The organism is Candidatus Viadribacter manganicus (genome assembly GCF_001679665.1).
GTDB lineage: Bacteria > Pseudomonadota > Alphaproteobacteria > Caulobacterales > Aquidulcibacteraceae > Vitreimonas > Vitreimonas manganica.
On record NZ_CP013244.1, the window covers coordinates 2,144,909 to 2,168,226 of the forward strand.

Sequence of the window (23,318 nt, forward strand, 5' to 3'; positions counted from 1 at the left end):
CCATGGCCATTTCCGATTACGTTCCGAAGCGCAACGAGGACTACGTTTTCAACTACGATCCGAATGAGGATGCGTGGAAGACTGATCTTTCCAAGTTGGACATCAGCCGCGCAGAGCGTTTCCGGGACAACAATTTCTGGCCGTTCTTCGAGCGGCTGAGAAAAGAGGATCCTGTCCACTACTGCCAGGATAGCCAGAACGGCCCGTATTGGTCCGTCACCAAGTACAACGACATCATGGCGGTGGACACGAACCACCAACAATTTTCATCTGAGCCGTCGATCGTTCTGTTCGATCCGGAAGAAGACTTTCCGTTGCCGATGTTCATCGCGATGGACCCGCCGAAGCATGACGTACAGCGCAAGACGGTTTCACCGATCGTTGCGCCGAACCATCTGGCCAATCTCGAGCCGGTTATTCGCGAACGCGCCGGCAAGCTCCTCGATGAAGTGCCGCGTGGCGAGGTGTTCAACTGGGTCGACAAGATTTCGATCGAGCTGACGACGCAGATGCTGGCCACGCTCTTCGATTTCCCGTGGGAAGATCGCCGCAAGCTGACGCGTTGGTCCGATGTCGCCACCGCTGCACCGGGAGCAGGGGTGGTCGAAAGCGACGAACAGCGACGCGCGGAGCTGATGGAGTGCCTTCAGTACTTCAACGGCCTATGGGAAGAGCGCGCCGCCGCGCCGCCGCGCCACGATCTCATCTCCATGCTCGCGCACGGCGAGAGCACCAAGGACATGCCGCGCCAGGAATTCCTTGGAAACCTCGTGCTGCTGATCGTCGGTGGCAACGACACCACGCGTAACTCGATTACCGGCAGCGTTTACGCGCTAAACAAATACCCAGAGCAATACGCGAAACTAAAGGCCAATCCGGCCCTCATTCCGAATCTGGTCTCAGAGACGATCCGTTGGCAGACGCCGCTCGCCTTCATGCGGCGCACCGCGCTTGAAGACGTCGAACTCGGTGGCAAGCTCATCAAGAAGCACGACAAAGTCGTGATGTGGTATGTATCCGGCAATCGCGATGACGAAGTGATCCCGAATGCCGATGCGTTCGATATCGAGCGCGAGAACGTTCGCCGCCATCTTTCATTCGGCTTCGGCATTCACCGCTGCGTCGGTAATCGCCTCGGCGAAATGCAACTCCGCATCGTTTGGGAAGAGATCCTGAAGCGCTTCGACCACATCGAAGTTATGGCGGAACCCAAGCGCGTCTATTCGTCTTTCGTGAAGGGCTACGAAAGCTTGCCGGTTCGAATTTCGGGCTGAGGCAAGAATAACGTTGGCGCGAATGCAACGCTTCGAGGCGGTTGCGCGTTAACCTGGAACCTGCGTTCCTAAGCGGCGTTTGTCGGGCGCATGATCAGTGTGTTCGCATCCGCCACGTCCGGACCTGAACGGACAGAAGCCCACCCAAACGGGCTCGCCGACGTGCTGGATGAACTCTCCTACAACGTGAACCGCAATAGCGCGCTCGACGGCGTGAAACTTGGCGTTCTGATGAACGCGGTCGGCCGCCGTTCCTACGGGCCGCTGCTGCTGATTTTGGGGCTGTTTGCAATTTCGCCCGCGACAGTCCTGCCGTTCATGACTTCAATCGTTGCGGCCATCACGTTGCTGGTGGCGCTTTAAATGACGCTCGGTTTGAAGCGTCCGTGGCTGCCGACGCCAATGCTTGAGATTTCTGTGCCCCGCCGCGCGTTCTTCGTATTTCTTGATCGGGCGCGTCCAATCCTCGATCCCATTGAAGGCGATCTTCTGCGCCCGCGCTGGACTTTCCTCACAGCGCCACTGTGGGTGGATATAGTGGCGCTCTGTGTGGTCGCGGCCGCGCTGATCACTTTTCCGCTGTCGCTCATCCCGTTCGCGCCGTTGGCGCCTGGTATCGCCATCGTTATGTTTGGTCTCGGCATGACTGCGCGTGACGGTGTTTTGCTCGCCATCGGCGTCGCGCTCACGGCAGCCGCGTTTTTGTTCGCTATTCCGCTCGTCGCTTGACCCAGAAGATCATCCAAGCACCTCCGACACGTGCCAAACGCGCAACGCCCACGAACCTCGAAGGCGTGCTCGATGAGATATCGGCCAAGTGCGATGGCGATGAGACGCCTGAATCCCTCACGCTCGGCGAGATTCTGGATTCGGTAGGGCGTCGCTCTTACGGGCCATTGCTTTTGGTGATCGGTCTGTTCGCAATCTCACCTGCCACCGTAATCCCCGGCATGACCTGGTTCGCGGCTGCACTGACGCTCCTCGTCGCCGGCCAGATGGCGCTCGGCCTCAAGCGCATCTGGCTTCCCCAAAAGGCCCTCGGCGCCAACCTGCCGCGCGATGCTGTCAAAGCCGGCATAGAAAGGAGCAGGGGCGTCGCCACGGCCATCGACAAGCTCCTGAAGCCGCGTCTCACCTTTCTGTCGCGCGCGCCGTTCGTGAACCTCGTGGCGGTATTGTGCATCCTCGCCGCCCTGATCACGTTCCCGCTGGGTCTCATTCCGCTCGCGCCCCTGATACCGGGTTTGGCGGTCGTGTTTTTCGGCCTCGGAATGGTCGCGCGCGACGGGCTTTGGCTGGCGCTCGGGACGGCTGCCATGCTCGGCGCAATTTGGGTCGCCAAGCCACTGATTTTCTGAACGTTTTTCGCGGTGCTTTTTCCCGCCCGCGTGGCATCAAAACCGCGACTTTTCGTGGGTTAATCCCTATATTCGGTCAGCATTTTCACCTCGATTCGAGACCCATGACCGCCCCTCAAAACGCCCCCGCGAGCGCTCCCGACTACGGCGCCGATTCTATCAAAGTTCTCAAAGGCTTAGACGCGGTGCGGAAGCGGCCGGGGATGTATATTGGGGATACGGATGATGGGTCCGGTCTTCATCACATGATTTACGAAGTCGTCGACAACGCGATCGACGAAGCGTTGGCGGGACACGCGACCAAAGTTCAGGTGATTTTGCACCCGGACGGCAGCGCCGAGATCATCGACAACGGGCGCGGCATCCCGACGGACATCCACCAGGAAGAGGGCGTCTCCGCAGCTGAAGTGATCATGACTCAGCTGCACGCGGGCGGAAAGTTCGACCAGAACTCGTACAAGGTGTCAGGCGGCCTTCACGGCGTCGGCGTCTCGGTCGTGAACGCGCTCAGCGAGTGGCTTGATCTGCGCATCTGGCGCGCCGGCAAAGAGCACGCCATGCGCTTCGTGCATGGCGACGCTGTTGCGCCGCTGAAGGAAGTCGGCCCCGCGCCGCAGGAAGACGGCAAGACGCTAAACGGCACCGCCGTGCGTTTCCTCGCCTCTCCCAAAACCTTCACCATGGTCGAGTACGACCGCAAAACCATCGAGCACCGCCTGCGCGAGCTGGCGTTTCTCAATTCCGGCGTCCGCATCATGTTCAAGGATCTACGCGGGCCAGAGCCGTTCGAAGAAACGCTCTTCTACGAAGGCGGCGTCAAAGCCTACGTCAACCACCTCGACCGTAGCCGCACCGCGCTCATCCCGGACGCCATCTATGTCATCGGCGAGAAGGACGGCATCACCGTCGAAGCCTCGATGCAGTGGAATGACGGCTATCACGAGAACACGCTCTGCTTCACCAACAACATCCCGCAAAAGGATGGCGGCACCCACGTCGCCGGCTTCCGCGGCGCGCTGACGCGCGTTGTGAACGCCTACATGCAGAGCTCCGGCATCGCCAAAAAGGAAAAGGTCGAGATCACCGGTGACGACGCCCGCGAAGGCCTCACTTGCGTGCTTTCGGTCAAAGTGCCTGATCCGAAATTCTCGTCGCAGACCAAGGAAAAGCTGGTTTCCTCAGAAGTGCGCCCGGTGGTCGAAAACTTGATGAGCGATGCGCTCAATCAATGGTTCGAGGAAAATCCCGGCCACGCCAAGAACGTGATGGGCAAGATCGTGCAAGCCGCCGCCGCGCGCGAAGCGGCGCGCAAGGCGCGCGAAATGCGCCGCAAATCGACGCTCGATATTTCCTCGCTCCCGGGCAAGCTCGCCGACTGCCAGGAGAAAGATCCGGCCAAGTCAGAAATCTTCATCGTCGAGGGTGACTCGGCAGGCGGTTCGGCCAAGCAGGGCCGCGCACGCGAAACCCAAGCCGTGCTGCCGCTGCGCGGCAAGATCCTCAATGTCGAGCGCGCGCGCTTCGATAAGATGCTGTCGAGCGAACAGGTCGGCACGCTGATCACCGCGCTCGGCACCGGCATCGGCCGCGACGATTTCAACATCGAAAAGCTGCGCTACCACAAAATCATCATCATGACCGACGCCGACGTTGACGGCGCCCACATCCGCACGCTGCTGCTGACGTTCTTCTATCGGCAAATGCCCGAGATCATCGATGGCGGTTATCTCTACATCGCCCAGCCGCCGCTTTATAAAGCCACCAAAGGCAAGAGCGGCCGCTACCTCAAGGATCAAGCCGAATTCGAGAACTTCTTAATCGAGGAAGGCTCTTCAGGCGCCGTGCTTGAAGCGGCCGGCGCGCAATATGCGGGCGATGATTTGAAGCGCCTGGCGCGCGAAGCCATGGCCGTCGAAACCTTGATCAAGCGCTTGCACGCGCGCGTACCTGATAGCGTCTTGGAGCAAACCGCCATCGCCGGCGCGTTCGCACAGGGCGCGAGCGATAAAGAAGCGCAAGAAGCCGCCGTCCGCCTCAACGCCATCGCCGAAGAAGGCGAGGGCAATTGGACCGGCCGCTTCGATCCTGATGGCGCGCTGGTGCTCGAGCGCACGGTGCGCGGCGTCGCCGAACGCGCGACCTTGGATAAGCTCTTTCTCTCCTCCGCCGATGCGCGCCGCCTTGCCGATCGCGCAGCGGCCTTGCGCGAAACCTACGTCACGCGCGCCCAGCTGAAGCGCGGCGGCGAAGTGATCGACATTAACGGCCCGCTCTCGCTGCTGCACGCCATCGAAGGTGCGGGGCAAAAGGGCGTCACCGTGCAGCGTTATAAGGGCCTTGGCGAAATGAACGCCGAGCAGCTCTGGGAAACCACGCTCGACGCCGACGTGCGCACGCTTCTGCAAGTGAAGGTCGATCACGCCGACGATGCCGACGAGATGTTCTCGAAGCTGATGGGCGATGTGGTCGAGCCTCGGCGCGCGTTTATTGAAGAGTTCGCGCTGGAAGCGGACGTGGACGCCTAGGGCTGAATCTGAGACCAATTTCCAGATTTTGGATGAAATGAAATCCAATGGTTTTCGTCGTTCGTCCCAACGATGACCAGAAGGAAATCAGGGAGGGGCGGGTGACGCATGCGGTGCGTTCGTGGCTTTGGTGGAAGAGCTGACGGATGCGTTGGTGTGGGCGCTGACGGCGCTGATGAGCGGCGGCGAGAGGCCGCGTGTGCGCTCGTTTGGGTTGCAGCCGCGAAGGTGCGGGCTGATGGGTTAGTGCGGCGCGATGAAGGAGCGGTAGAGCATGTAGGCGGCGACGAGGAAGACGACGCCGGCGAAGACGCGTTGTAGGGCGCCGCGTTGCTTGGCGAGATGCGATGCGATCGAGGCGCCGGCGAGGCCGCCGATGAGGCCGCCGCCGATGAAGAGCGCGGCGATACGCCAGTCGATGAGATTGTCGAGCGCGTAGGAGGCGGCGGTGGTGGCGCCGAAACTTCCGACCGAGAAGAGCGACGAGCCGATGGCTTGGATCATGCTCATGCCGGTGGCGCCGATGAGGCCGGGGACGATGAGAAAGCCGCCGCCGATGCCGAAGAAGCCGGAGATGGCGCCGACGCCGGCGCCGTAGGCGATGAGCTTGGGGGCGTTCTCGCGGGTGAGGCGGACGTCCTGGCCGGTGTCGCTGGGTGGGCGGCGCAGCATGGCGATGCCGATGACGATCATCAGCACGGCAAAGAGCGGCAGCAGGATTTGCGCGTCGGTGACTTTGCCGATGGCGGCGCCGATGGCTGCGCCGAAGACGCCCGAGGCGGCGAACACCATGGCGCAGCGCCAACGGACGTTGCCGCGGCGGGCGTGGTTGATGAAGTTGGCGAAGGCGTTGACCGATACGGCGATGGCGGAGGTGCCGATCGCGACGTGCGGGTTGGCGACGCCGACGACGTAGAGCAGCGCCGGTGTGGCGAGGATCGAGCCGCCGCCGCCGATGATTGCGAGGACCAGGCCGACGGCGCCGCCGCTCAAGATCGCAAGAATGTCGGGGAGGCTCATGCGCCGAAGCTGCCGCGATTCCACGGCATCGCCTTCAAGATCATCGCCATGCCGCACCAGCCTGTTGTGCCGGCAAAGGTAAGCCCTGCGCCGATGAATGCGGAGAGACCATAGAAGGCTGGATTGACCAGCGCGCCAAGGGTGACGCCAAGCAAAATGAGAAGGCCAGCGGTGATTTGAACCTGGCGCATGATCTCGAGCGGGGCGTTGCGGTTGCTGTGCACGGGCAGGCCGGCCTGCTTCCAGGCCTCGATGCCGCCTTGCAGGTAATAGGCTTCGCGGAAGCCGCGCGCGAGCAAGGTGGCGGCGTTGCTTTGGGTGCGTAGACCCGAGCGGCAGTGAAACACGGCGGCTTTGCCATGGTCGCGATCGAAATCGTGCGCGTCGATTGCCGAGAGCGGCGCGAGGCGCGCGCCGAGGATGTGCTCGCGCGCGTGTTCGTCGGTCTCGCGGATGTCGATGAGCACGGTGTCGCCGCTATCGAGCTTCCGCTTGAGCTCCGGCGCGCTGATGGGATTGAGCGAGGTCATTTCCGTTTCCGTTTTGGGGGGCAATAGATCGACGCCAGCGTGTCGAGGATGCGGGCGACGTTGGGATCGGCGAGGCGATAGAAGATGGATTGCGCATCGCGGCGGGTGGCGACGAGGCCTTCTTCACGCAGCCGCGCCAGATGCTGCGACAACGCTGATTGTGAGAGGCCGGAGGCTTCTTGCAGCGCCCCGGCTGAGTGTTCGCCGTCCGACAATTGGCAAAGCACCATCAGCCGCGATTCATGCGCCAGCGCCTTGAGTAGCGCCGCCGCTTCGCCGGCCTTGGCGGCAAACTGGGTGGGGGAGAGTTCAGCGAGAGCCATCTTGCTGTATATATCAATTGAATCTAATTTAGCAATATCTAATATTCCGCGCATCAACGGAGCCAAAGCCATGACCCTCCCTAAAGTCCGCGCCTTCTTTCACGAGCCTACGTTCACCGTGAGCTATCTGGTCTGGGATGCTGAGACCAAGAACGGTGCGATCATCGATAGCGTGCTGGATTTCGATCAAAGCTCAGGTCGCACCGGCACGCATTCGGCTGAAGCGATCTTGGCCGCGGCGAAGGCGGAAGGCGTCACTATCAATTGGCTGCTTGAGACCCATGCGCATGCCGACCACATTTCAGGCGCCCCGTTCCTGAAGAAGGCGACAGCGGCGCCGATCGCGATCGGTGAGCGCATCAAAGCGGTGCAGCAGGTCTTCAAGGATGTCTTCAATCTTGCCTACGTGACCGCCGATGGCCGTCCGTTCGACAAGCTGGTCGCTGACGGCGAAGTGCTGAAACTCGGCGCCTTGGAGATCAAAGTGATCCACACTCCTGGTCACACGCCGGCGTGTGTCTCATATCTCATTGGCGATGCTCTTTTTGTCGGCGACACCATGTTCATGCCGGACTTCGGCACTGCGCGTGCTGACTTTCCGGGCGGCGATGCGCGTACGCTCTATCGCTCAATCCAGAAATTGTTGGCGCTTCCGCCTGAGACGCGCATCTTCCTCTGCCACGATTACAAAGCGCCGGGCCGCGATGTCTTTGCCTGGGAAAGCACGGTCGGCGAGGAGCGGGCCAAGAACATTCATTTGGCCAATGTTTCAGAGGACGAGTTCGTTGCGATCCGTGAGGCGCGTGACAAGACCTTGTCTATGCCGGCGCTGATCCTGCCCTCGATCCAGGTGAATATTCAGGCCGGCGAGTTACCCCCGCCCGAGCCTAATGGCGTGCGCTATCTGAAATTGCCGATCAACGCGCTCTAAAGGGCCCGGCTTGGAGGGTTCGGTTGCGCAATCCGCATCCGAACCCCTTCGGCGCGGCATCCTCTACGATGAGGGCGTGGGCTTCGATGGAAGTCCGCGCCGCGTCGTGAGAGTTTGCCGGCCGCGCGTGGTGCGCGCGGAATGAGGGGGCCTGGAATGTATAAGGCAGTTATTGGCGCGGTTGCGTTGGTGTTGTTGAGCGCATGCGCGCAGCAGCAGGCGCAAGAACCGACGCGAGAGGAGCTTGTCGCGCGCGGCGACTATCTCGTGAACAACATTGGCGGCTGCAACGATTGTCACACGCCGATGACGCCGACTGGGCCGGACGCAGCGCACGCGCTGCAAGGCGCAACGCTCGCCTTTGCGCCGACGATTGAGATTCCATGGGCGCCGGTTGCGCCGTCGATCGCCGGAATTCCTCCGGGCTACACTGAAGAGCAGTTTGCGGCGTTCCTGCAGACTGGCGTCCGACCCGACGGCTCAAGTCCGCGCCCGCCAATGCCTGCGTTCCGTTTGAACGAAGAAGATGCGCGCGCGATGACGGCGTACATCGCGACACTGCCGCGCGAGACTCCGTAACGACGACGCTTGACGCATGAGATGTGCGCGTGAGTGCGCGCACATTTCAATGAGATCACATTTACTGTTCCGTTCTTGACGCGCACGCGTGATGGGTATTCCATTCGGATGTTGGAAGACATTGGCGCCGTCCGCCGGTTCCCGCCGCATCGCTCATGCAGCACACAGCACCTGGGCCACGGCGCGCGCTGAGTTTGTCTTCCCGTCCGATGAAAACCACCGCGTGCAGCAATGGTGCTGCCAGAGTCGCGGGCCGCTTCGTCTCGGGCCGGCGTCAGGCGACGCTTCAGCAAATGGTGATGTGTGAACGAACAAAGCCGCAACTAAGCCGCAGCGTTTTCGCATGCGGCGCTCAACTCTAGAAAAGCGCAATGCATCGCTCCTATTTCTTGTTCGATGTCGCTTCGTTTGTTCGCTGCTCTTTCAATTCCAGATGAGGTCGCGGAGCGCTTGCTGCCGCTGATGAAGGGTGTTGGCGGCGCCAATTGGCGGCCGCGCGAGAACTTGCACCTGACGCTGCGCTTCTTCGGTGCGATCACCGAGCCTGTCGCGGAAGATCTCGATGGCGAGTTGGAAGCGGCGACGCGCGGGATCGATCCATTCGAGCTGCGCTTGAAGGGCGCCGGTTCGTTCGGCGGCGCCGATCCGCACGCGCTTTGGATAGGCGCAGCTGAAAGCGATTCATTGAAGCAGCTTGCGGCGGCGTGTGAGAAGGCGGCGCGGCGCGTCAAGCTGAAACCGGAGCCGGTCAAGTTCACGCCGCACGTGACGATCGCGTATTTGAACGGCGCAACGCTTGATCGGGTGCAGGCGTTCGTCGCCCGGCACGGATTGTTCGAGACGCCTGCGTTCGCGGTCGGCGGTTTTGGGCTCTATTCCAGCATCACGCGGAAATCCGCTCCGAGCCTTTATCGGCTCGAAGCGGAGTATCCATTACGGGGTTAAGCGCTCGCGCTTAGGAAACCGGCGCAGGTTGCGGCGTTTCTGGCGCGGGCGGGGCGGTGTCGCGCACAAGTGTTGCGGGCGGCGGGTTCGGACCCATCGCGCAGCAGCGCACTTGCACTTCGAGCACCTGGCCGTTGAAGCGGCACTCGGAGTCACTGACCGAGCGGAGGATAGCCATGCCGCCAGCGCGGCTGGTGTAGCGGGTCTGCGTGCAGCCCGTCAGCGTGTAGCCCGGATCGCATGTGCCAGCGCGTGTGCGGTTCATCGTACGCGTGACGCAGACGACGTTGCGCGCCATCGCTTGATCGGCCGTTGCTTGGGCGCGATTGGCGACGCCGAACACTTCGGCGATGCGTGTGCCGAGCGAGGAGCGGACTTCTTCAGTGTCTGCGTGTTGTTTGCAGATGTCGGTGTTGCCGCGCGAAGCGTCTTGGGCACACCATTGTGCGATCGTGAGATCGCCTGTTCGGTTGGCGCAAGCGGTGGCCAAAGTAGCCAACGCCAGCGCGGCGATGATTGAAGCAATGCGCATTCTGGCGCCTTTCCCTCTGTTATCCCCCGCGGGCTCCCAAAGCGGATAGGGAGAAACGCGTCAACACTTGTCGCGGTTTCAGGGAATTCTATCTCTGACTGCCTTTCGGGCGGAGGTTCCATGATTGCCAAGCGCATTTTCATACTGACGGGCGCCGGTGTTTCGGCTGAATCCGGTCTTTCGACGTTTCGTGACACGGGCGGAATCTGGAGTCGCTACAAGCTTGAAGAAGTCGCCTCGATTCAAGGCTATGAGAACAATCCGGCGTTCGTGCTCGAGTTCTACAATATGCGACGGAACACGCATGCAGGCGTTGAGCCGAATGAAGCGCATATCGCGCTCGGCCAATTGCAGACGATCTGGGCTGAACGTGGCGGCGCCGTCACGATTTGCACGCAGAACGTCGACAATCTTCACGAACGTGGCGGCGCGTTGAGCGTCATCCATATGCACGGCGAGATCGCCAAGGCGCGCTGCCACGATTGCGGTGGGCTCGCGCCTTATGATGGCGATCTCTCACCCAATATGGGCTGCGGTGCGTGCGGACGAACCGGCGGCATGCGTCCGCATGTCGTGTGGTTCGGTGAGACGCCGCTTTACATGGATGAGATCTACGAGGCGCTTTCGAGCGCCGATTTGTTCGTTTCGATCGGTACGTCAGGGAATGTGTATCCGGCGGCCGGCTTTGTTTCCGCGGCGCGTGCGGCGGGTATCCCGACGATGGAGATCAACCTTGAACCTTCCGGCAATGCGGAGGCGTTCGATCTCGCGCGTTACGGAAAAGCAAGCGAGCAAGTGCCTGCCTGGGTCGCTGAGATGGTGGCGATCGCAGGCTAGGCGAGAGGCGTTTTCGGGCTAATGTATCCACGTGGGGCAGGCCAGGAGCAGGCGAATGATTGGACGTTTGGCAGTGGTGGCTTTGGCCGTGAGCCTGGCGAGCTGCGCCGGGATCGAACCGGCTGGGCGCAATGCCCGTGGCGGCGGGGCAAGCCCGACCGCAACTGCCAGCGCGCCGACGCCAGCACCGCGCACGGCGCCGCCAGTTGCGCTGCTGCCGCCTCAAACGACAACGCCCGCACCGCAAGCGGCCACGACAACATCGCCGCCAGCGCGTCCGCCGCTCGCGACACCACCGCCCACGCGCCAAAGCGCGCCGATGACGGCCAGTGCGCCGCCGCCGCGTACGCAACCGGCCGCGCCGCCGGTCGTCGCCGCACCGCAAGTGACGGCGCCCGCGCCAACCACGCCTGCGCCAAGCCAACCTGCACGCGCGCTCTCACCAGACGATGACATCATCGTGCCCGGCCAAGTGCAAACGCAGGTGCCTGCGCCCGCGGGCGATCCACGCACCAATGAAGAGCGCCGCGCCGACGTGCGGTCCTGGGATCAGTGCATCACGCAGGTGCAGGGCGCGTTCGACAGTGATCCGATGAGCCCGCAATTGACGACGCCGGAAGAATATTGCGCGCAATCGCTCGGCATGGCCGACCGCACGTCGGTGCCATTCTCACGACAACAACGGCGCTAATCGGCGTCTTCCAGCAGCTTATCCATGTGATCGTCGCTGAGGCCGAAGTGGTGTCCCACTTCGTGCACCAGCACGTGCGCGACGAGTTCGCGAAGATCGACGTCGCCGCGTTCGATCCACTCATCGAGAATGGCGCGGCGATAGAGAAAAACCATAGGCGGGTTTGGCGACGCGTCCATGATCGAGCGCTGGGTGAGGTCGTCGCCCGAATAGAGCCCAGTGAGTTCGAACGGGTCGTCGATGCCGAGTTCGGCGAGGATGTCGTCGTCGGCGAGGTCCTCGACGCGGATCAGGACGTCGCCGGCAAGGTCCCGGAACCTGGAGGGAAGCTCGGCCCAGGCTTGGCGCGCCAGGCGCTCGAATTCGTCCAGCGAGGTCGGGAGGATGGGGCTCATCGCCGTTACCTAGGTGGCGTCGGGGCGCTGGGCGAGGCTGAAAATAGTAAGTTGACGCCCCCGTCATTTTTGTTGCGCGGCCGTGGCCCTTCGATTAGTGTGAATTGATCCAAATCAAAGACCCACGCGAAGTCCGTGGGTCCACACGGGAGAGACGACGAGATGGCCGACTCCGCCGCCCCTATCCGCCAAATCACCAAGGACGAGGTCTACGACGCCGTTCCGCCGACCGATTTCAGCCAAATGCTGGAAATCGATCGTCACCTGAACCGCTCGACCGCGTTCGATAAGATCATCTCAGCGACCCACGATCACTTCTGGGATCCGCTCGACACCAAATACATCGACTTCAAAGACGACTTCGATCCGGACACCACCGACTTCATCCCCGACGTGATGATTCCGGCGCTGCTGACCGATTACGTCTCGAACCACTTTGCCGACAAACCGGCCGATCGCATTCGCTTCAAGAGCCAGGTCGGCCGCTGGGTCATGAGCTCGATTCTGCACGGTGAGCAGGGCGCGCTGAACCTCTCCGCTTCGCTCTGCCACGTGCTGCGCGATCCGGGCGCGCAGGAATACGCCGCCAACCAAACGCGCGAAGAAGGCCGTCATGTCACGGCGTTCGCGAAATACATCATCGCGCGCTGGGGCTCGCCGCTGCCGTGCGGCACGGTGCTCGCGGGTCTCTTGCAAGAGATCGTGCACGCGCCGGAGGTCTATAAGAAGATTATCGGCATGCAGATGCTGGTCGAAGGCCTCGCCATGGGCGCCTTCGCGACGATCTTCAAAGAGTGGAACGATCCGCTGGTGAAGCGTCTGACGCAGCTCGTCATGACCGACGAAGCGTTCCACCATAAGTTCGGAAAGATCTGGGCTGACCGCACGATCCCGAAATTGTCGGCGGAAGAGCATGAGATCGTTGAGAACTGGGCGGCGCATTGCTTCCAGACGCTGCTGTTCAACCTCGTCGCGCCGCACCAGATGACCGCGATCTACGCGCAGTTCGGCTTGGATCCGGACAAGGTGATGCAGGGCTTCCAAGAAGTCGCCACCGACGAAGCGCGCCGCGAGCACATGAAGGAAGGCACCAACATCTTCCGCGTGTTGGTCAAGACCCTGTGGAACGCCGGCATCATCACCGATCGGACCAAGAGTTTCTATGCGATGTACATCGACTTTGATGAGTTCAAGGCCGAAGGTGATGAGATGGTTGGCGATGCGATTGCCGACGAAGGCATCCAATATCTTAAGACGATCAATTTCGGCATCAATGCCGGCGCGCTGAACGATGTGAAGGCCGCCGCGGTCGCTGCCGAGTAAGCGAAACTCAATACGAAACTCCAACGCCCCGCTATCATAGCGGGGCGTTTTGTTTTCTGGCGAGGGGCCGGTCGTGCAGCACAAGATGGGCCGCGGCGATCTTTTGGACGTGCGCGGCGAACTGATCGAACGCGGCTGGGCGAGCGAAGAGGTGCGCCGCTACAAACGCGCCGCTGTGCGTGCGCATCCATTGCGGACGAAAGAGTGGGATTATTATTGCGTGCTGGCAGGTGATTACGGCTTGGCCGTCACCGTCGCGGACAATGATTATCTCGGCTTTCTGGGCGTCACTTGGTTTGATTTTCGCGCACGTAAGTATGTGAGCGAAGACGTGTTGGCGCCGTTTCCGATGGGCAAGATGCGTATGCCGGAAAGTGCGGACGCGGGCGATGTGCGCGTGGCGCACGGCAAACTCGAAATTCGCTACACGCATGTCGTGGGCGCAAGGCGCGTCGAGGTACGCGCGCCGGCGTTCGATAAGGGGCGGGGGCTGGAGGCTGATTTGCTTTTGGCGCAGCCGCCGATGGATCGGATGGTGATTGCGACGCCGTTCGCGGGCGCGCCGCGCTCGTTTTACTACAATCAGAAGATCAATTGCTTGCGCGCCGATGGCGCGGTGATCGTTGGCGGTGAGCGTTTTGCGTTTTGCCCCGACGAAGCGCTCGGCGTACTCGATTGGGGTCGCGGCGCTTGGACGTACGACAACACTTGGTATTGGGGTTCGGCGTCGGGCTTCGTCGATGGGCGCGTGTTTGGCTTCAATATCGGCTACGGCTTTGGCGACACCTCGGCGGCGACTGAGAGCATGTTGTTCGTCGATGGCCGGGCGCACAAATTGGAACGGGTGACGTTTCATTTGCCGGAGGGCGCGCCGGATTCAGCGCCGTGGCGCTTCACCAGTAGCGATAACCGCTTTGAATTGACGTTTGAGCCGGTCTTGGATCGCGCGTCGGCGGCGTCTTTGGGGCCGATCAAGTCCGATCAGCATCAGGTGTTCGGCCGCTTTAGTGGGAATGTTGTGTTGGATGACGGCGAGACGCTTGCAATCAAGGACCTCCTCGGCTTTGCCGAGAAGGTCCACAATCGTTGGTGAGCGTTAGCCGCGCGGCGCGGGCGCCGGGGCTTGTTGCGGCGTCGGCGAGGCGCCTGTGACGCTATCGAGCTGCTCCATGTTCTGACCGACTTGCTCGGCGACCGCTTGCGGGTCGATCAGCTGATAGCCGGCCGGTACGCCGAAGAGGGTGGCGTCTTGATCGCCGCGTTGCAGCGATGTGGCTTCCCAGAGCGTTGCGCCGCTGTCGGAGACGCGAAGCACGATGCCATCGTCGGTGATGCAGGCCGTGCGTTCGACACCCGGCGCCGGGGCTTGGCGCGGCGTCCATTCGTGGCCGCTTTCGCCGGCGACTTCGCATCTGCCTGTCGAGCGGGCGTTGTCCGCACCGAGCGCCGCCCATGCGGTTTCGAGTGGTTGCGGCGCGTCTGCATCCTCGATGCGAACGGCGACGCCGAGGACTTGCGGTGTTGGCGCTTGAACGGTCGTTGCTGGCGCTGGGGTCGTTGTTGCGCCCTGCGGCGCGGTCGTCGTCGGCGCTGCTTGCGCGGTTGGCGCCGGCATCTGCGCGGTTGGGTTGAGCACGTAGGCGGCGTTGGTCGATTCATCGAACACGATCGTCGCGTTGCCGGTGTTGGGGAGTACGGTCTCGACGCGCATGCGCGGGCCATTGCGGTAGATCACGGTATGCACCGGCGCGCCGCCGGTGGCGGACGCGGTCGAGCCCTCGATGCGATATGAGGTTTCGTTGAATTCGGGGTAGGTCGGCGCGCCGATGCCGCAGGCGGAAAGCATCGCGGCGGCGGCCGCGGCCAACAGGAAACTCTTGCGCATGGAAATCTTCCTTCTCTCGATGGCGGGCGAACGCCGGCGCTACCGCCGCAGTTCCGGGCCGCTTGTTCCGCTGCGGGCTGAGTGAGAGAATGTGCATATGGATGAAGGGCTTCCAGCTTCGCGCCCAGATGTGACGGCGGCGTTGGCGCGCGGCGTTACGCGGATGCTGGTGGAACGCGGGCTCGCGCCGATCCTGGAAGTTCCGCTCGCCAACGGGCGTCGCGCTGATGTGATGGCGCTGACGCCGCAAGGTGAGATCTGGATCGTTGAGACCAAATCGTGCCTCGAAGATTATGCGTGCGACTCCAAGTGGCCGGACTACGTTGAATATTGTGATCGCTTTTTCTTCGGTGTGACCGAGAGCTTTCCGCGCGAGATCATCCCGGAAGAATGCGGCCTTGTCGTCGCTGACGGATTCGGCGGCGCGATCCTGCGTGATGCGCCTGTCCGGCAACTGGTCGCGGCGCGGCGAAAGGCGGTGACGCTGCTGTTTGCCCGACTCGCTGCGCTGCGTGCGGCAGAGTTTTAATTGCTGAGCTGCGCGACGCTGGTGCAAACATCTTCGGAGGCGACGCGCGCAGCAGCTTCGTATGTGTTCGGCGTTGGCGCGAGGCGGCGGATCAGAGCGATGCCGCGGGTGCTAGGGCTTTCAACAACCATCGAAGCGCCTTCCGGATGCGCCACGCCTTTGCGGACAAGCGTGATCTCTGCCCCGTAGTGAGCCTCGCGATCATCGATGACGAAGAAATTGTCGCTATTGGCGCCGTAGAGCGAGAGTGACCAATAATCGTCCCACGGCGTTGCGGTGATGATGACTGGGCCTTCGCTCAAATCGAACACGCACGCTGAGTAAGCGAAATCTGGCGAGGGGCGCACGATCTGGCGCGACTCAGCGGTGACGCGGCCCGTGGTGCGCCAGACGTTTTCGCCACCCGTGCCGATACGCTCCATGGCGACATTCATCAGCACGCGCGGCACGGCAATGATGACCGCGAAGTGGATGAGCACAGCTATGACCAGCGCGCCCAGAATATATTTGCCCCAGCTCATGGCGCATCTCCCGCGCAGGAGATTGTCGTCAGCACCGGCAATGCGTCCTTGCTCGGACGGAAATCGCGCTGCGGATTGTAGACGCGCAGCATGATGATGAAGCCGCGCCGCGCTTCGCGCGAAGAAATCCAATGCGTTGCGTCTCCGCGCACGGGCGAGATGCGAACCGCCCACGGCGCGTCGTTGCCGGCGCGCGACGCATCCAGCGAATGAGCGTTGTCGGTGTTCTGGGCGAGGAAGTTGTCGTCGGCGTAGAGCGTCACTGACCACCAGCGCGCATCAAGGGGCCGGCCATTGAGTTCGTAGACGCAGCCTTCATCGAGCGCGCGGCCTTGCTCGTCCTGATACATCGAGAAGTAGACGGCCTCGCGCGCGCTGAGCGCAAGAAGGCCATCGCGGGCGATGATGGCGCGGGTGTAGGGGCCAGCCGCCGTTGAGCCGGCCGCGCGGCTGAACACCCAATGTCCGTAGTGTTCCGTGAATGTGGACGCGCCGAAATGTAATGTCGCCCAGGCCGAGGCCAGGCCGAGCAGCACACCGGCGACGATCGCCGCAATCCAAATCAATATCTGCCGCAGCATCTCGCTCCCCGCCCGCGAACTTATGCTCCAGCCGCTTCCTTTAGGTCGAGCGTAAGCGCGTGCAAGCCTGTGTCGAATTCTTCACGAAGCGCATCATAAACCAAGCGTTGACGCGCCACGCGGGAAAGACCCTGGAACGCGGCGGCGTGCATCGAAAGATGGTAGTGGGTTTCCCCACCCGGACGCGCGCCGGCATGGCCCGCGTGCTGGCTCGATTGATCCGTCAAGACAAAGTGAACGGGGGAAAAAAGTTCGCGAAGCTGCGTTTCTATACGCGAAGCCCTCGAAAGTTGCGTTTTGTGCTCTGTCAATTCCTTGTCCGCTTAACCTCTGGCGCCCATAATCGTCGATCCGATGGCAGATACGTTTTCCTACCGTCCAAAGTTCGTGGACATTCGCGTCAAGAAGGCCGGCAAGGCCGGCGCCGCGAAGGCTGAGCCCGAACCGGCTGATCGTCCGTGCGATCATATAGGGTGTAAAAGCCCTGGGCTCCATCGCGCGCCGAAAAGCCGCGATCGCGCCAATGAGTTTTGGCAGTTCTGCGCCCAGCATGCAGCCGAGTACAACAAGCGCTGGAATTACTTCGAGGGCATGTCCGAGGCCGAGAAGGCCGACTTCCATAAGAAGGAAGAAACCGGTCATCGCCCGACGTGGACCTTCCGTGGCGGACGGGGCGACCGGCTCGCCGCTGCGGGTCGTGGCAAACTTAGCGGGGCAGGCGATCCGCTTGGCATGTTCGGCGGTGACCCAGGGGCCGCGCCGACGAAAGCACGCCGCCGCCTGACTAAGCTTCAAAGTTTGGCGCTCGAGGCGATGCAGCTGGAAGAGAACGCCACCGGGCCGCAGATCCGCGCCCGCTACGCTGAACTGGTGAAACGTTGGCACCCGGATTCCAACGGCGGTGATCGCGGGGCCGAGCAAGAACTGCAAAAGGCCCTCAAGGCCTATCAGACACTCAAGGCCGGAGGCCTCGTTTAGTCCTTCGTCATTTAGCCGCTTTTCCTCGCGTGCCGCGGCGCGTTAAGCTGGCGTGCGAACCTTCCCGAGGCTTTTTCCGAATATGACTGCTGCTGACGATCTCCTCTCCGCCAAGCCGGACAAGACGGTGTCTGCCCGTGAGTTTGGCGTTGAAAGCGACATGAAGGTGCCGGCCTTCTCGAAGAAGACCGAGTACGTGCCGGAAGTGGATCCCGCTTACCGCTTCGATCCGCAGACGACGTTGGCGATCCTCGCGGGCTTTGCTCACAATCGGCGGGTGATGGTTCAGGGCTATCACGGCACCGGCAAGTCCACGCACGTGGAGCAGGTGGCGGCGCGGCTGAACTGGCCGATGGTGCGGATCAATTTGGACAGTCACGTTTCGCGTATCGATCTCGTCGGCAAGGACGCGATCGTGCTGAAGGACGGCAAGCAGATAACCGAGTTTCGCGAAGGCATGCTGCCATGGGCGCTGCAGCGCCCGGTCGCGATCTGCTTCGATGAATATGACGCCGGCCGCCCAGACGTGATGTTCGTCATTCAGCGCGTGCTGGAAGCGAGCGGCAAGCTGACGCTGCTCGACCAGAACCGCGTCATCAGCGCCAATCCGTTTTTCCGTCTGTTCTCGACGACGAATACGATCGGCTTGGGCGACACGACCGGGCTTTATCACGGCACGCAGCAGATCAACCAAGGCCAGATGGACCGCTGGTCGATCGTGACCACGCTGAACTATCTCGATCATGACGCCGAAGCGGAAATCGTGATCGCCAAGGCGCCGACCTACAACACGCCAGAAGGCAAGCGCACGATCATGGCGATGGTGCGCGTTGCGGATATGACGCGCAATGCGTTCATGAACGGCGACATCTCAACCGTGATGAGCCCGCGCACCGTGATCACCTGGGCGCAGAACGCCGAGATTTTCGGCGATGTTGGCCTCGCATTCCGGATGACGTTTCTGAACAAGTGCGATGAACTGGAGCGACCGACTGTGGCCGAGTTCTACCAGCGCGCCTTTGGCGCGGATCTGCCTGAGGCGGCGACGCGGGTGAAGGTGGCTTAATTGCGCTGGGCCATCACCGCGCTTTTGGCGTTGGTGTTGATGGCGCCCAGTGCTTCCTCATGCAGCATGGCGCCTGTCTTTCAAGATGGCGGACGCTATGTCGGCGGTGATCTGACTACGCAAATCGCCGAGACCGCCGAGACGATCCAAATCGTGCGCGCCGTGCATCGCATGCCGATCGGTGTGGCGCCGGGCGATATGGTGATCTATTCGTTTCAATTCGAAGTGGTAGCGACATTGGCGCATCCGGCCGCACTTTGGCCGTGGGATCGCCGGACGGCGCCTGGCGCATTTTCATTGGATGGTTTCGAGCGAATCCGTTCGGTACCGACGCCCGATGGCAATCGTACGCAGGACGCCGTTGAGATCTGGCTCCCGCGCGATGCGGTCGATCGGCCTGGAACGTTGGATGGCTACTCGCACCTTCACGCTCCGGGTCCGGTGCATTTGAACGGGTCGTCTTGTGGATGGCCCATGCATATCGAACTCGGCGAAGAATTCGTGGTGCTTCGCCAGGCCAGCGGCGCGCTGTACGCGTTCGAGAGTTTTGCGAATCTTGATCTCGTAGAAGAAGGCGCTCGGCCTTTGCTTATTGCGTTCGCCTACAATGCCCTTTCTCAGGTGATCGATACGAACCCGGCGCCGCCGCTGGTTCGAATTGAGTCGCGCGACGATCCTTTCCTCGTTCGCCTGCGGGCTGCGCTTGCGAACGAGGAAAGGCTGCTGCGGTAACTAGCGCGCCGCGAGCACTTGCTCGGCTTCGCGCAATTCTTCGCTGCGATCGTTGATCTGTTCGACGAGGCAGCCTCGAACCAACGCGTCATAGCCGCGTGCGCCATTATCTTGCTGGGTCAGGTATTGGCACTCGGCGTCGCGGTGCGTGATCCAAGCGCGTTCACTGGCGCGCAGAGCCGCTTCTTGGCTGTACCAGCCACGGAAGCGGCGATCGCTTCGGTCATCGGCGCGCGCGTCGGCGATACGTCGCTGATAAACCTGGTTGAGACGGCGGTCGGCGTTGGCGAGTTCCTGCGCGCTCGCGGGGCCGAATTCATCGTCGCGGTCGCGGCCGCCACGGCGGTCTTGAGCGCTTGCAATGGTGATGGCGCCGCCGAGTAGCGCGACCGCGAATAGCGTTGACATGACTTTGCGCATGTTGGTCTCCTTCACCCGGCTAACGCGAAGGCATGGGCGCCGTTCCAGATGTTGAGCGGTGGTAATTTGCGCCGGCTGCTGTTCCCGTGGCGTGCATAACCGAGTATTTAGAAGGCCATGTCCGCCAAAGAATCCCCGGCAGAACTCTTCAAACGCTCGCTGGCGCAAACGACGCGCGCCTTGGCGGGAGCGGAAGAAGAGCTTGAGGTGACGTTCGGCGCGGAAGGTCCGCGTCTGTCGCCGGGGAAGATCGTATTGCCGCATCCGCCGCGCGTGCTTTCCGATCCCGAGGCCGAACGCATTCGCGGGCAGGCTGATGGCTTGGCGCTGAAACTTGCGCACCACGATGAGCGCGAACACGCGAAGTTGCGACCGCAAGGCGCCGATGCCCGCGCTGTGTTTGATGCCGTTGAAGAGATGCGCGTGCAGTCCTTGGGCGCAAACGCGCTGAAGGGTGTCGCCAACAATTTGACGGCGGCGCTGACGGATTCGCTCGAACGGCGCGGCGCATCGCGCATGCAGGATCGGGCGTTGGCGCCCTTGGCGGACGCAGTTGCGCTGATGGTGCGTGAGCGGCTCACCGGATTGGCGCCGCCGCCGAATGCAAAAGCGCTGGTGAACGCCTGGCGCGCGGAGATTGAGAAGAACGCCGGCGCCGATCTCGATAAATTGGCTGCCGTAGCTGAAGATCAGCGCGAGTTCGCCAAGCAATTTCGCAATGTGCTGAACGATCTCGGCATGGGCGATGAGCTCACCGTCGAGGAAACCAACGACGACGACAATCAAGCCACGGGCGAAGAACCGCCCCCGCCGCAAGCCGATAATTCGGAAGGCGATGAGGAGATGGAAGATCAGGCGCCGTCAGAAATGGAAATGATCGAGGGTGAGGTCGATACTGAGAACGACCGCACGATCTCTGTCGAAGCTGATGTTGATGCCGACGATCAGCAGGACACGGAGATGGACGATCCCGGCGAAAAGCCGATGCGTCCTAAGCCGCGCAACGACATCGACGATCCAAACGCCAATTATAAGGTGTTCACGCGCGCGTTCGATGAAGTGATCGGCGCCGAGGATCTTTGCCCGCCTGAAGAGCTGGCGCGTCTGCGCAATTATCTCGATCAGCAGTTGAAGCCGCTGCAGAGCGTTGTTGGCCGTTTGGCAAACCGTTTGCAGCGGCGCTTGCTGGCGAAACAGAACCGCGCTTGGAGTTTCGATCTCGAAGAGGGTCTGCTCGATACATCGCGTTTGACGCGGATCATCACCGACCCGATGGCGGCGCTGTCGTTCAAGCAAGAAGAGGACATGCCGTTTAAGGATACGGTGGTCACGCTGCTCTTGGACAATTCAGGCTCGATGCGTGGCCGCCCGATCATGGTCGCGGCGTTGTGCGCGGATATTCTGGCGCGGACGCTCGAGCGCTGCGGTGTGAAGGTGGAGATTTTGGGCTTCACGACGATCGCCTGGAAGGGCGGGTCATCGAAGGATGTTTGGTTGAAGGCTGACCGGCCGCCGCAGCCGGGGCGTCTCAATGATTTGCGCCACGTGATTTACAAAGGCGCGGATTCGCCCTGGCGCCGCGCGCGTCGCAATCTCGGCTTGATGATGCGCGAGGGGCTGCTGAAGGAAAACATCGACGGTGAAGCGTTGATGTGGGCGCACCAGCGTTTGCTGGAGCGGCCGGAACAGCGCCGCTTGCTGATGGTGATCAGCGATGGCGCACCGGTGGACGATTCAACGCTCTCGGCCAATCCGGGCAATTATCTCGAGCGTCATCTGCGCAACGTCATTCATTGGATCGAGGCGCGCTCGCCGGTGGAATTGCTGGCGATCGGCATCGGCCATGACGTCACGCGCTATTACAAGCGCGCCGTTACCATCACCGATGCCGAGCAGCTTGGCGGCGTGATGACGGAAAAGTTGGCGGAGCTCTTCGATGAGCCGGGCGCCGATGCGCCGCCACCGCCGCGCTCGCCGCGTGAGTTGAAGCAACGCATGGCGCAGGCGGCGCTGTGATCCGGTTGTTTGCGGCCGTGGTGTTCGCGTGCGCGCTTGGCGCATGCGAATCCAGTGGCGGATCGTCCGATGGCGATGAGCAATGGCGGGCGGTGAATGTCGAGGTCGTCCCTGTTGCGGCGAATGTGGAGACCGTCGGACGCTTGGCGTATCGGGGCGGGCTTGAGCTGCGCTCGCGCAATCCGATGTTCGTGGGGCTCTCGGCGCTGGAGGTGCTGGACGGCGGGCGGGTGATCGCGATCAGTGACGAGGCCGATTGGATCGAGGGCCAACTTACGCTCAACGGTACTGGCGGGCTGGTGGGCTTTACCGATGTGCGCGCTGCTTTGATGCGCGATGAGCACGGGCGCGTGCTGCGTGAAAAACGCGAAGCGGATTCGGAGGGGCTCGCGCAGCTGGCTGACGGGCGCTTTGCCGTGGGTTTCGAGCGCACGCACGTGGTGCGTATTTATGATCTCAATCGCGATGGGCCGTTCGGCGCAGCTGAGATGGGGCCGCGTTTGGATGGCGTTGCGCATCTGCCGGACAATTCGAGTTTCGAGGCGCTTGCCGCAACCGATGACGCGCTGGTGCTGGCGGTGGAGGGCGGCGATCAGCCGACGACGCCGCTTTGGGTCGCGCCGCTGAATGCGCGCACGCCAGTGGCGCCGCGTTACGCCTATCCTTTGCGTGACGGCTTTTCGATTACGGGATTCGATCGCTTGCCGGACGGCGGCTTCGTTGCATTGGAGCGCTTCTATGCGCCTGTGATCGGCCCGCGCGCGCGCATTACGCGCTTTGCGGCGCCGAGCGGTGAAGGTGGCGTGGTTGAGCCTGAAGTCCTGGCGCTGCTCGAGCCGCCGTTTCCGCTCGATAATTTCGAGGGCATCTCAGCTGTGCGCATGCCCGATGGCGTGACGCGAATCTACATCTTGTCGGACAACAACAAGAGCGCGCAGCAACGCACGCTCTTGCTTGCTTTCGATATTGTAGAAGCGCCGGCTACTTAAGCGGCGGCGGTTTCGGCGAGCTTCTTCTTCAGATCGCGGCGCACTTTCGCGGCGCGCGTCGAGAGCTCGGCTTCGTCAGCCTTCAGCAGGTACTGATCGAGGCCGCCGCGGTGATCAACAGTGCGGAGCGCTGCCGCCGTGATACGGAACTTGAAGCTCTGGCCGAGTGCATCGCTCGCCAACGTCACGTTGACCAAGTTCGGCTGGAACTCGCGCTTGGTCTTGATGTTGGAGTGGCTGACCTTGTGGCCAATCTGGCGATTGATGCCGGACAGTTCGCAACGGCGGGACATGAGACTTCTCGAAACGATTGGGAAAATTGAAGCGCGGACGCTTAC

Annotated in this window: 27 protein-coding genes and 1 pseudogene; 17 read left to right on the top strand and 11 right to left on the bottom strand. The window is 61.9% G+C overall.

Annotated elements, in window-relative coordinates; all coding sequences use genetic code 11:
• The first annotated feature begins 2 nt into the window (after positions 1–2).
• From ATE48_RS11065 to gyrB, 4 genes and pseudogenes are all read left to right on the top strand, one after another.
• Complete coding sequence (locus ATE48_RS11065; RefSeq protein ID WP_083197528.1) at positions 3–1,274, top strand: cytochrome P450; 1,272 nt, start codon at positions 3–5, stop codon at positions 1,272–1,274.
• Between the two features lie 90 nt (positions 1,275–1,364).
• Positions 1,365–2,003 (top strand): annotated as a pseudogene (locus ATE48_RS20060) (exopolysaccharide biosynthesis protein).
• Positions 2,000–2,632, top strand: a complete 633-nt coding sequence (locus ATE48_RS11080; protein WP_083197304.1) for an exopolysaccharide biosynthesis protein — start codon at positions 2,000–2,002, stop codon at positions 2,630–2,632. Before ATE48_RS20060 ends, ATE48_RS11080 begins: the two are co-directional and overlap by 4 nt.
• A 104-nt stretch (positions 2,633–2,736) precedes the next feature.
• Positions 2,737–5,157: a DNA topoisomerase (ATP-hydrolyzing) subunit B gene (gene gyrB, locus ATE48_RS11085; protein WP_066771479.1), complete on the top strand. Its 2,421-nt coding sequence runs from the start codon at positions 2,737–2,739 to the stop codon at positions 5,155–5,157.
• A gap of 243 nt (positions 5,158–5,400) precedes the next feature.
• On the opposite strand, the gene ATE48_RS11090 is transcribed toward gyrB, so the two are convergent.
• From ATE48_RS11090 to ATE48_RS11100, 3 genes are read right to left on the bottom strand one after another with little or no spacing between them, the layout of a single operon-like run.
• Positions 5,401–6,177 (bottom strand): sulfite exporter TauE/SafE family protein, encoded by a 777-nt coding sequence (locus tag ATE48_RS11090; RefSeq protein WP_066771482.1) that lies wholly within the window; start codon positions 6,175–6,177, stop codon positions 5,401–5,403.
• Positions 6,174–6,707 (bottom strand): rhodanese-like domain-containing protein, encoded by a 534-nt coding sequence (locus ATE48_RS11095; RefSeq protein ID WP_066771485.1) that lies wholly within the window; start codon positions 6,705–6,707, stop codon positions 6,174–6,176. The genes ATE48_RS11090 and ATE48_RS11095 overlap by 4 nt, the downstream gene beginning before the upstream one ends.
• Entirely contained in the window at positions 6,704–7,030 is a 327-nt protein-coding gene (locus ATE48_RS11100; RefSeq protein ID WP_066774929.1) for an ArsR/SmtB family transcription factor, read from the bottom strand. The genes ATE48_RS11095 and ATE48_RS11100 overlap by 4 nt, the downstream gene beginning before the upstream one ends.
• A gap of 70 nt (positions 7,031–7,100) precedes the next feature.
• On the opposite strand from ATE48_RS11100, the gene ATE48_RS11105 reads away from it, so the two are divergent.
• The 3 genes from ATE48_RS11105 to thpR all read left to right on the top strand — a co-directional run bounded on the left by ATE48_RS11105 (position 7,101) and on the right by thpR (position 9,485).
• The gene (locus ATE48_RS11105; RefSeq protein ID WP_066771487.1) at positions 7,101–7,961 is read left to right on the top strand and encodes an MBL fold metallo-hydrolase; all 861 of its coding nucleotides are present in this window, start codon (positions 7,101–7,103) and stop codon (positions 7,959–7,961) included.
• Between the two features lie 156 nt (positions 7,962–8,117).
• Positions 8,118–8,540, top strand: a complete 423-nt coding sequence (locus ATE48_RS11110; RefSeq protein ID WP_066771488.1) for a c-type cytochrome — start codon at positions 8,118–8,120, stop codon at positions 8,538–8,540.
• Between the two features lie 396 nt (positions 8,541–8,936).
• On the top strand, positions 8,937–9,485 hold the full coding sequence (thpR, locus tag ATE48_RS11115) for an RNA 2',3'-cyclic phosphodiesterase (RefSeq protein WP_066771490.1): 549 nt from the start codon (positions 8,937–8,939) through the stop codon (positions 9,483–9,485).
• Between the two features lie 10 nt (positions 9,486–9,495).
• Here thpR and ATE48_RS11120 read toward each other — a convergent pair whose 3' ends face one another.
• Positions 9,496–10,017, bottom strand: a complete 522-nt coding sequence (locus tag ATE48_RS11120; RefSeq protein WP_066771492.1) for a hypothetical protein — start codon at positions 10,015–10,017, stop codon at positions 9,496–9,498.
• A 120-nt stretch (positions 10,018–10,137) separates the two neighbouring features.
• On the opposite strand from ATE48_RS11120, the gene ATE48_RS11125 reads away from it, so the two are divergent.
• Positions 10,138–10,854 (top strand): NAD-dependent deacylase, encoded by a 717-nt coding sequence (locus ATE48_RS11125; protein WP_066771495.1) that lies wholly within the window; start codon positions 10,138–10,140, stop codon positions 10,852–10,854.
• A gap of 55 nt (positions 10,855–10,909) precedes the next feature.
• Positions 10,910–11,545: a hypothetical protein gene (locus ATE48_RS11130; protein ID WP_066771496.1), complete on the top strand. Its 636-nt coding sequence runs from the start codon at positions 10,910–10,912 to the stop codon at positions 11,543–11,545.
• On the opposite strand, the gene ATE48_RS11135 is transcribed toward ATE48_RS11130, so the two are convergent.
• Entirely contained in the window at positions 11,542–11,940 is a 399-nt protein-coding gene (locus tag ATE48_RS11135; RefSeq protein WP_066771497.1) for a metallopeptidase family protein, read from the bottom strand. The genes ATE48_RS11130 and ATE48_RS11135 overlap by 4 nt on opposite strands.
• A gap of 162 nt (positions 11,941–12,102) precedes the next feature.
• Here ATE48_RS11135 and ATE48_RS11140 point away from each other — a divergent pair, with 162 nt between their 5' ends.
• Together ATE48_RS11140 and ATE48_RS11145 are read left to right on the top strand one after the other, a co-directional pair.
• The gene (locus ATE48_RS11140; protein WP_066771499.1) at positions 12,103–13,263 is read left to right on the top strand and encodes a ferritin-like domain-containing protein; all 1,161 of its coding nucleotides are present in this window, start codon (positions 12,103–12,105) and stop codon (positions 13,261–13,263) included.
• A 73-nt stretch (positions 13,264–13,336) separates the two neighbouring features.
• Positions 13,337–14,356 carry a DUF2804 domain-containing protein gene (locus tag ATE48_RS11145; RefSeq protein WP_066774932.1) on the top strand — a complete coding sequence of 340 codons (1,020 nt, stop codon included), beginning with the start codon at positions 13,337–13,339 and terminating at the stop codon, positions 14,354–14,356.
• 3 nt (positions 14,357–14,359) lie between these two features.
• On the opposite strand, the gene ATE48_RS11150 is transcribed toward ATE48_RS11145, so the two are convergent.
• The gene (locus ATE48_RS11150) at positions 14,360–15,148 is read right to left on the bottom strand and encodes a hypothetical protein (RefSeq protein ID WP_156767736.1); all 789 of its coding nucleotides are present in this window, start codon (positions 15,146–15,148) and stop codon (positions 14,360–14,362) included.
• Between the two features lie 97 nt (positions 15,149–15,245).
• On the opposite strand from ATE48_RS11150, the gene ATE48_RS11155 reads away from it, so the two are divergent.
• Complete coding sequence (locus tag ATE48_RS11155) at positions 15,246–15,677, top strand: MmcB family DNA repair protein (RefSeq protein ID WP_066771504.1); 432 nt, start codon at positions 15,246–15,248, stop codon at positions 15,675–15,677.
• On the opposite strand, the gene ATE48_RS11160 is transcribed toward ATE48_RS11155, so the two are convergent.
• The 3 genes from ATE48_RS11160 to ATE48_RS11170 are packed head-to-tail and all read right to left on the bottom strand — an operon-like array spanning position 15,674 to position 17,090.
• The gene (locus tag ATE48_RS11160; protein WP_066771506.1) at positions 15,674–16,198 is read right to left on the bottom strand and encodes a DUF1254 domain-containing protein; all 525 of its coding nucleotides are present in this window, start codon (positions 16,196–16,198) and stop codon (positions 15,674–15,676) included. The two genes, ATE48_RS11155 and ATE48_RS11160, sit on opposite strands and share 4 nt — an antisense overlap.
• Entirely contained in the window at positions 16,195–16,779 is a 585-nt protein-coding gene (locus ATE48_RS11165; protein ID WP_066771509.1) for a DUF1214 domain-containing protein, read from the bottom strand. The genes ATE48_RS11160 and ATE48_RS11165 overlap by 4 nt, the downstream gene beginning before the upstream one ends.
• 20 nt (positions 16,780–16,799) lie before the next feature.
• A complete protein-coding gene (locus tag ATE48_RS11170; protein WP_066771511.1) occupies positions 16,800–17,090 on the bottom strand; it encodes a BolA family protein in 291 nt (96 codons plus the stop codon).
• A 43-nt stretch (positions 17,091–17,133) separates the two neighbouring features.
• On the opposite strand from ATE48_RS11170, the gene ATE48_RS11175 reads away from it, so the two are divergent.
• The 3 genes from ATE48_RS11175 to ATE48_RS11185 all read left to right on the top strand — a co-directional run bounded on the left by ATE48_RS11175 (position 17,134) and on the right by ATE48_RS11185 (position 19,555).
• A complete protein-coding gene (locus ATE48_RS11175; RefSeq protein ID WP_066771512.1) occupies positions 17,134–17,757 on the top strand; it encodes a J domain-containing protein in 624 nt (207 codons plus the stop codon).
• A gap of 82 nt (positions 17,758–17,839) precedes the next feature.
• Positions 17,840–18,823: a cobaltochelatase subunit CobS gene (gene cobS / locus ATE48_RS11180; RefSeq protein WP_066771513.1), complete on the top strand. Its 984-nt coding sequence runs from the start codon at positions 17,840–17,842 to the stop codon at positions 18,821–18,823.
• A complete protein-coding gene (locus ATE48_RS11185; RefSeq protein ID WP_066771516.1) occupies positions 18,824–19,555 on the top strand; it encodes a hypothetical protein in 732 nt (243 codons plus the stop codon).
• On the opposite strand, the gene ATE48_RS11190 is transcribed toward ATE48_RS11185, so the two are convergent.
• A complete protein-coding gene (locus ATE48_RS11190) occupies positions 19,556–19,975 on the bottom strand; it encodes a lysozyme inhibitor LprI family protein (RefSeq protein WP_156767737.1) in 420 nt (139 codons plus the stop codon). It abuts the gene before it with no gap.
• Between the two features lie 117 nt (positions 19,976–20,092).
• Here ATE48_RS11190 and cobT point away from each other — a divergent pair, with 117 nt between their 5' ends.
• Both cobT and ATE48_RS11200 read left to right on the top strand, forming a co-directional pair.
• Positions 20,093–21,991, top strand: coding sequence for a cobaltochelatase subunit CobT (gene cobT, locus ATE48_RS11195; protein WP_066771528.1), 1,899 nt, complete (start codon positions 20,093–20,095; stop codon positions 21,989–21,991).
• Positions 21,988–22,980, top strand: coding sequence for an esterase-like activity of phytase family protein (locus ATE48_RS11200; protein ID WP_066771531.1), 993 nt, complete (start codon positions 21,988–21,990; stop codon positions 22,978–22,980). The genes cobT and ATE48_RS11200 overlap by 4 nt, the downstream gene beginning before the upstream one ends.
• On the opposite strand, the gene rpmB is transcribed toward ATE48_RS11200, so the two are convergent.
• Positions 22,977–23,273: a 50S ribosomal protein L28 gene (rpmB, locus tag ATE48_RS11205; protein WP_066771533.1), complete on the bottom strand. Its 297-nt coding sequence runs from the start codon at positions 23,271–23,273 to the stop codon at positions 22,977–22,979. The two genes, ATE48_RS11200 and rpmB, sit on opposite strands and share 4 nt — an antisense overlap.
• Positions 23,274–23,318: the final 45 nt, after the last annotated feature.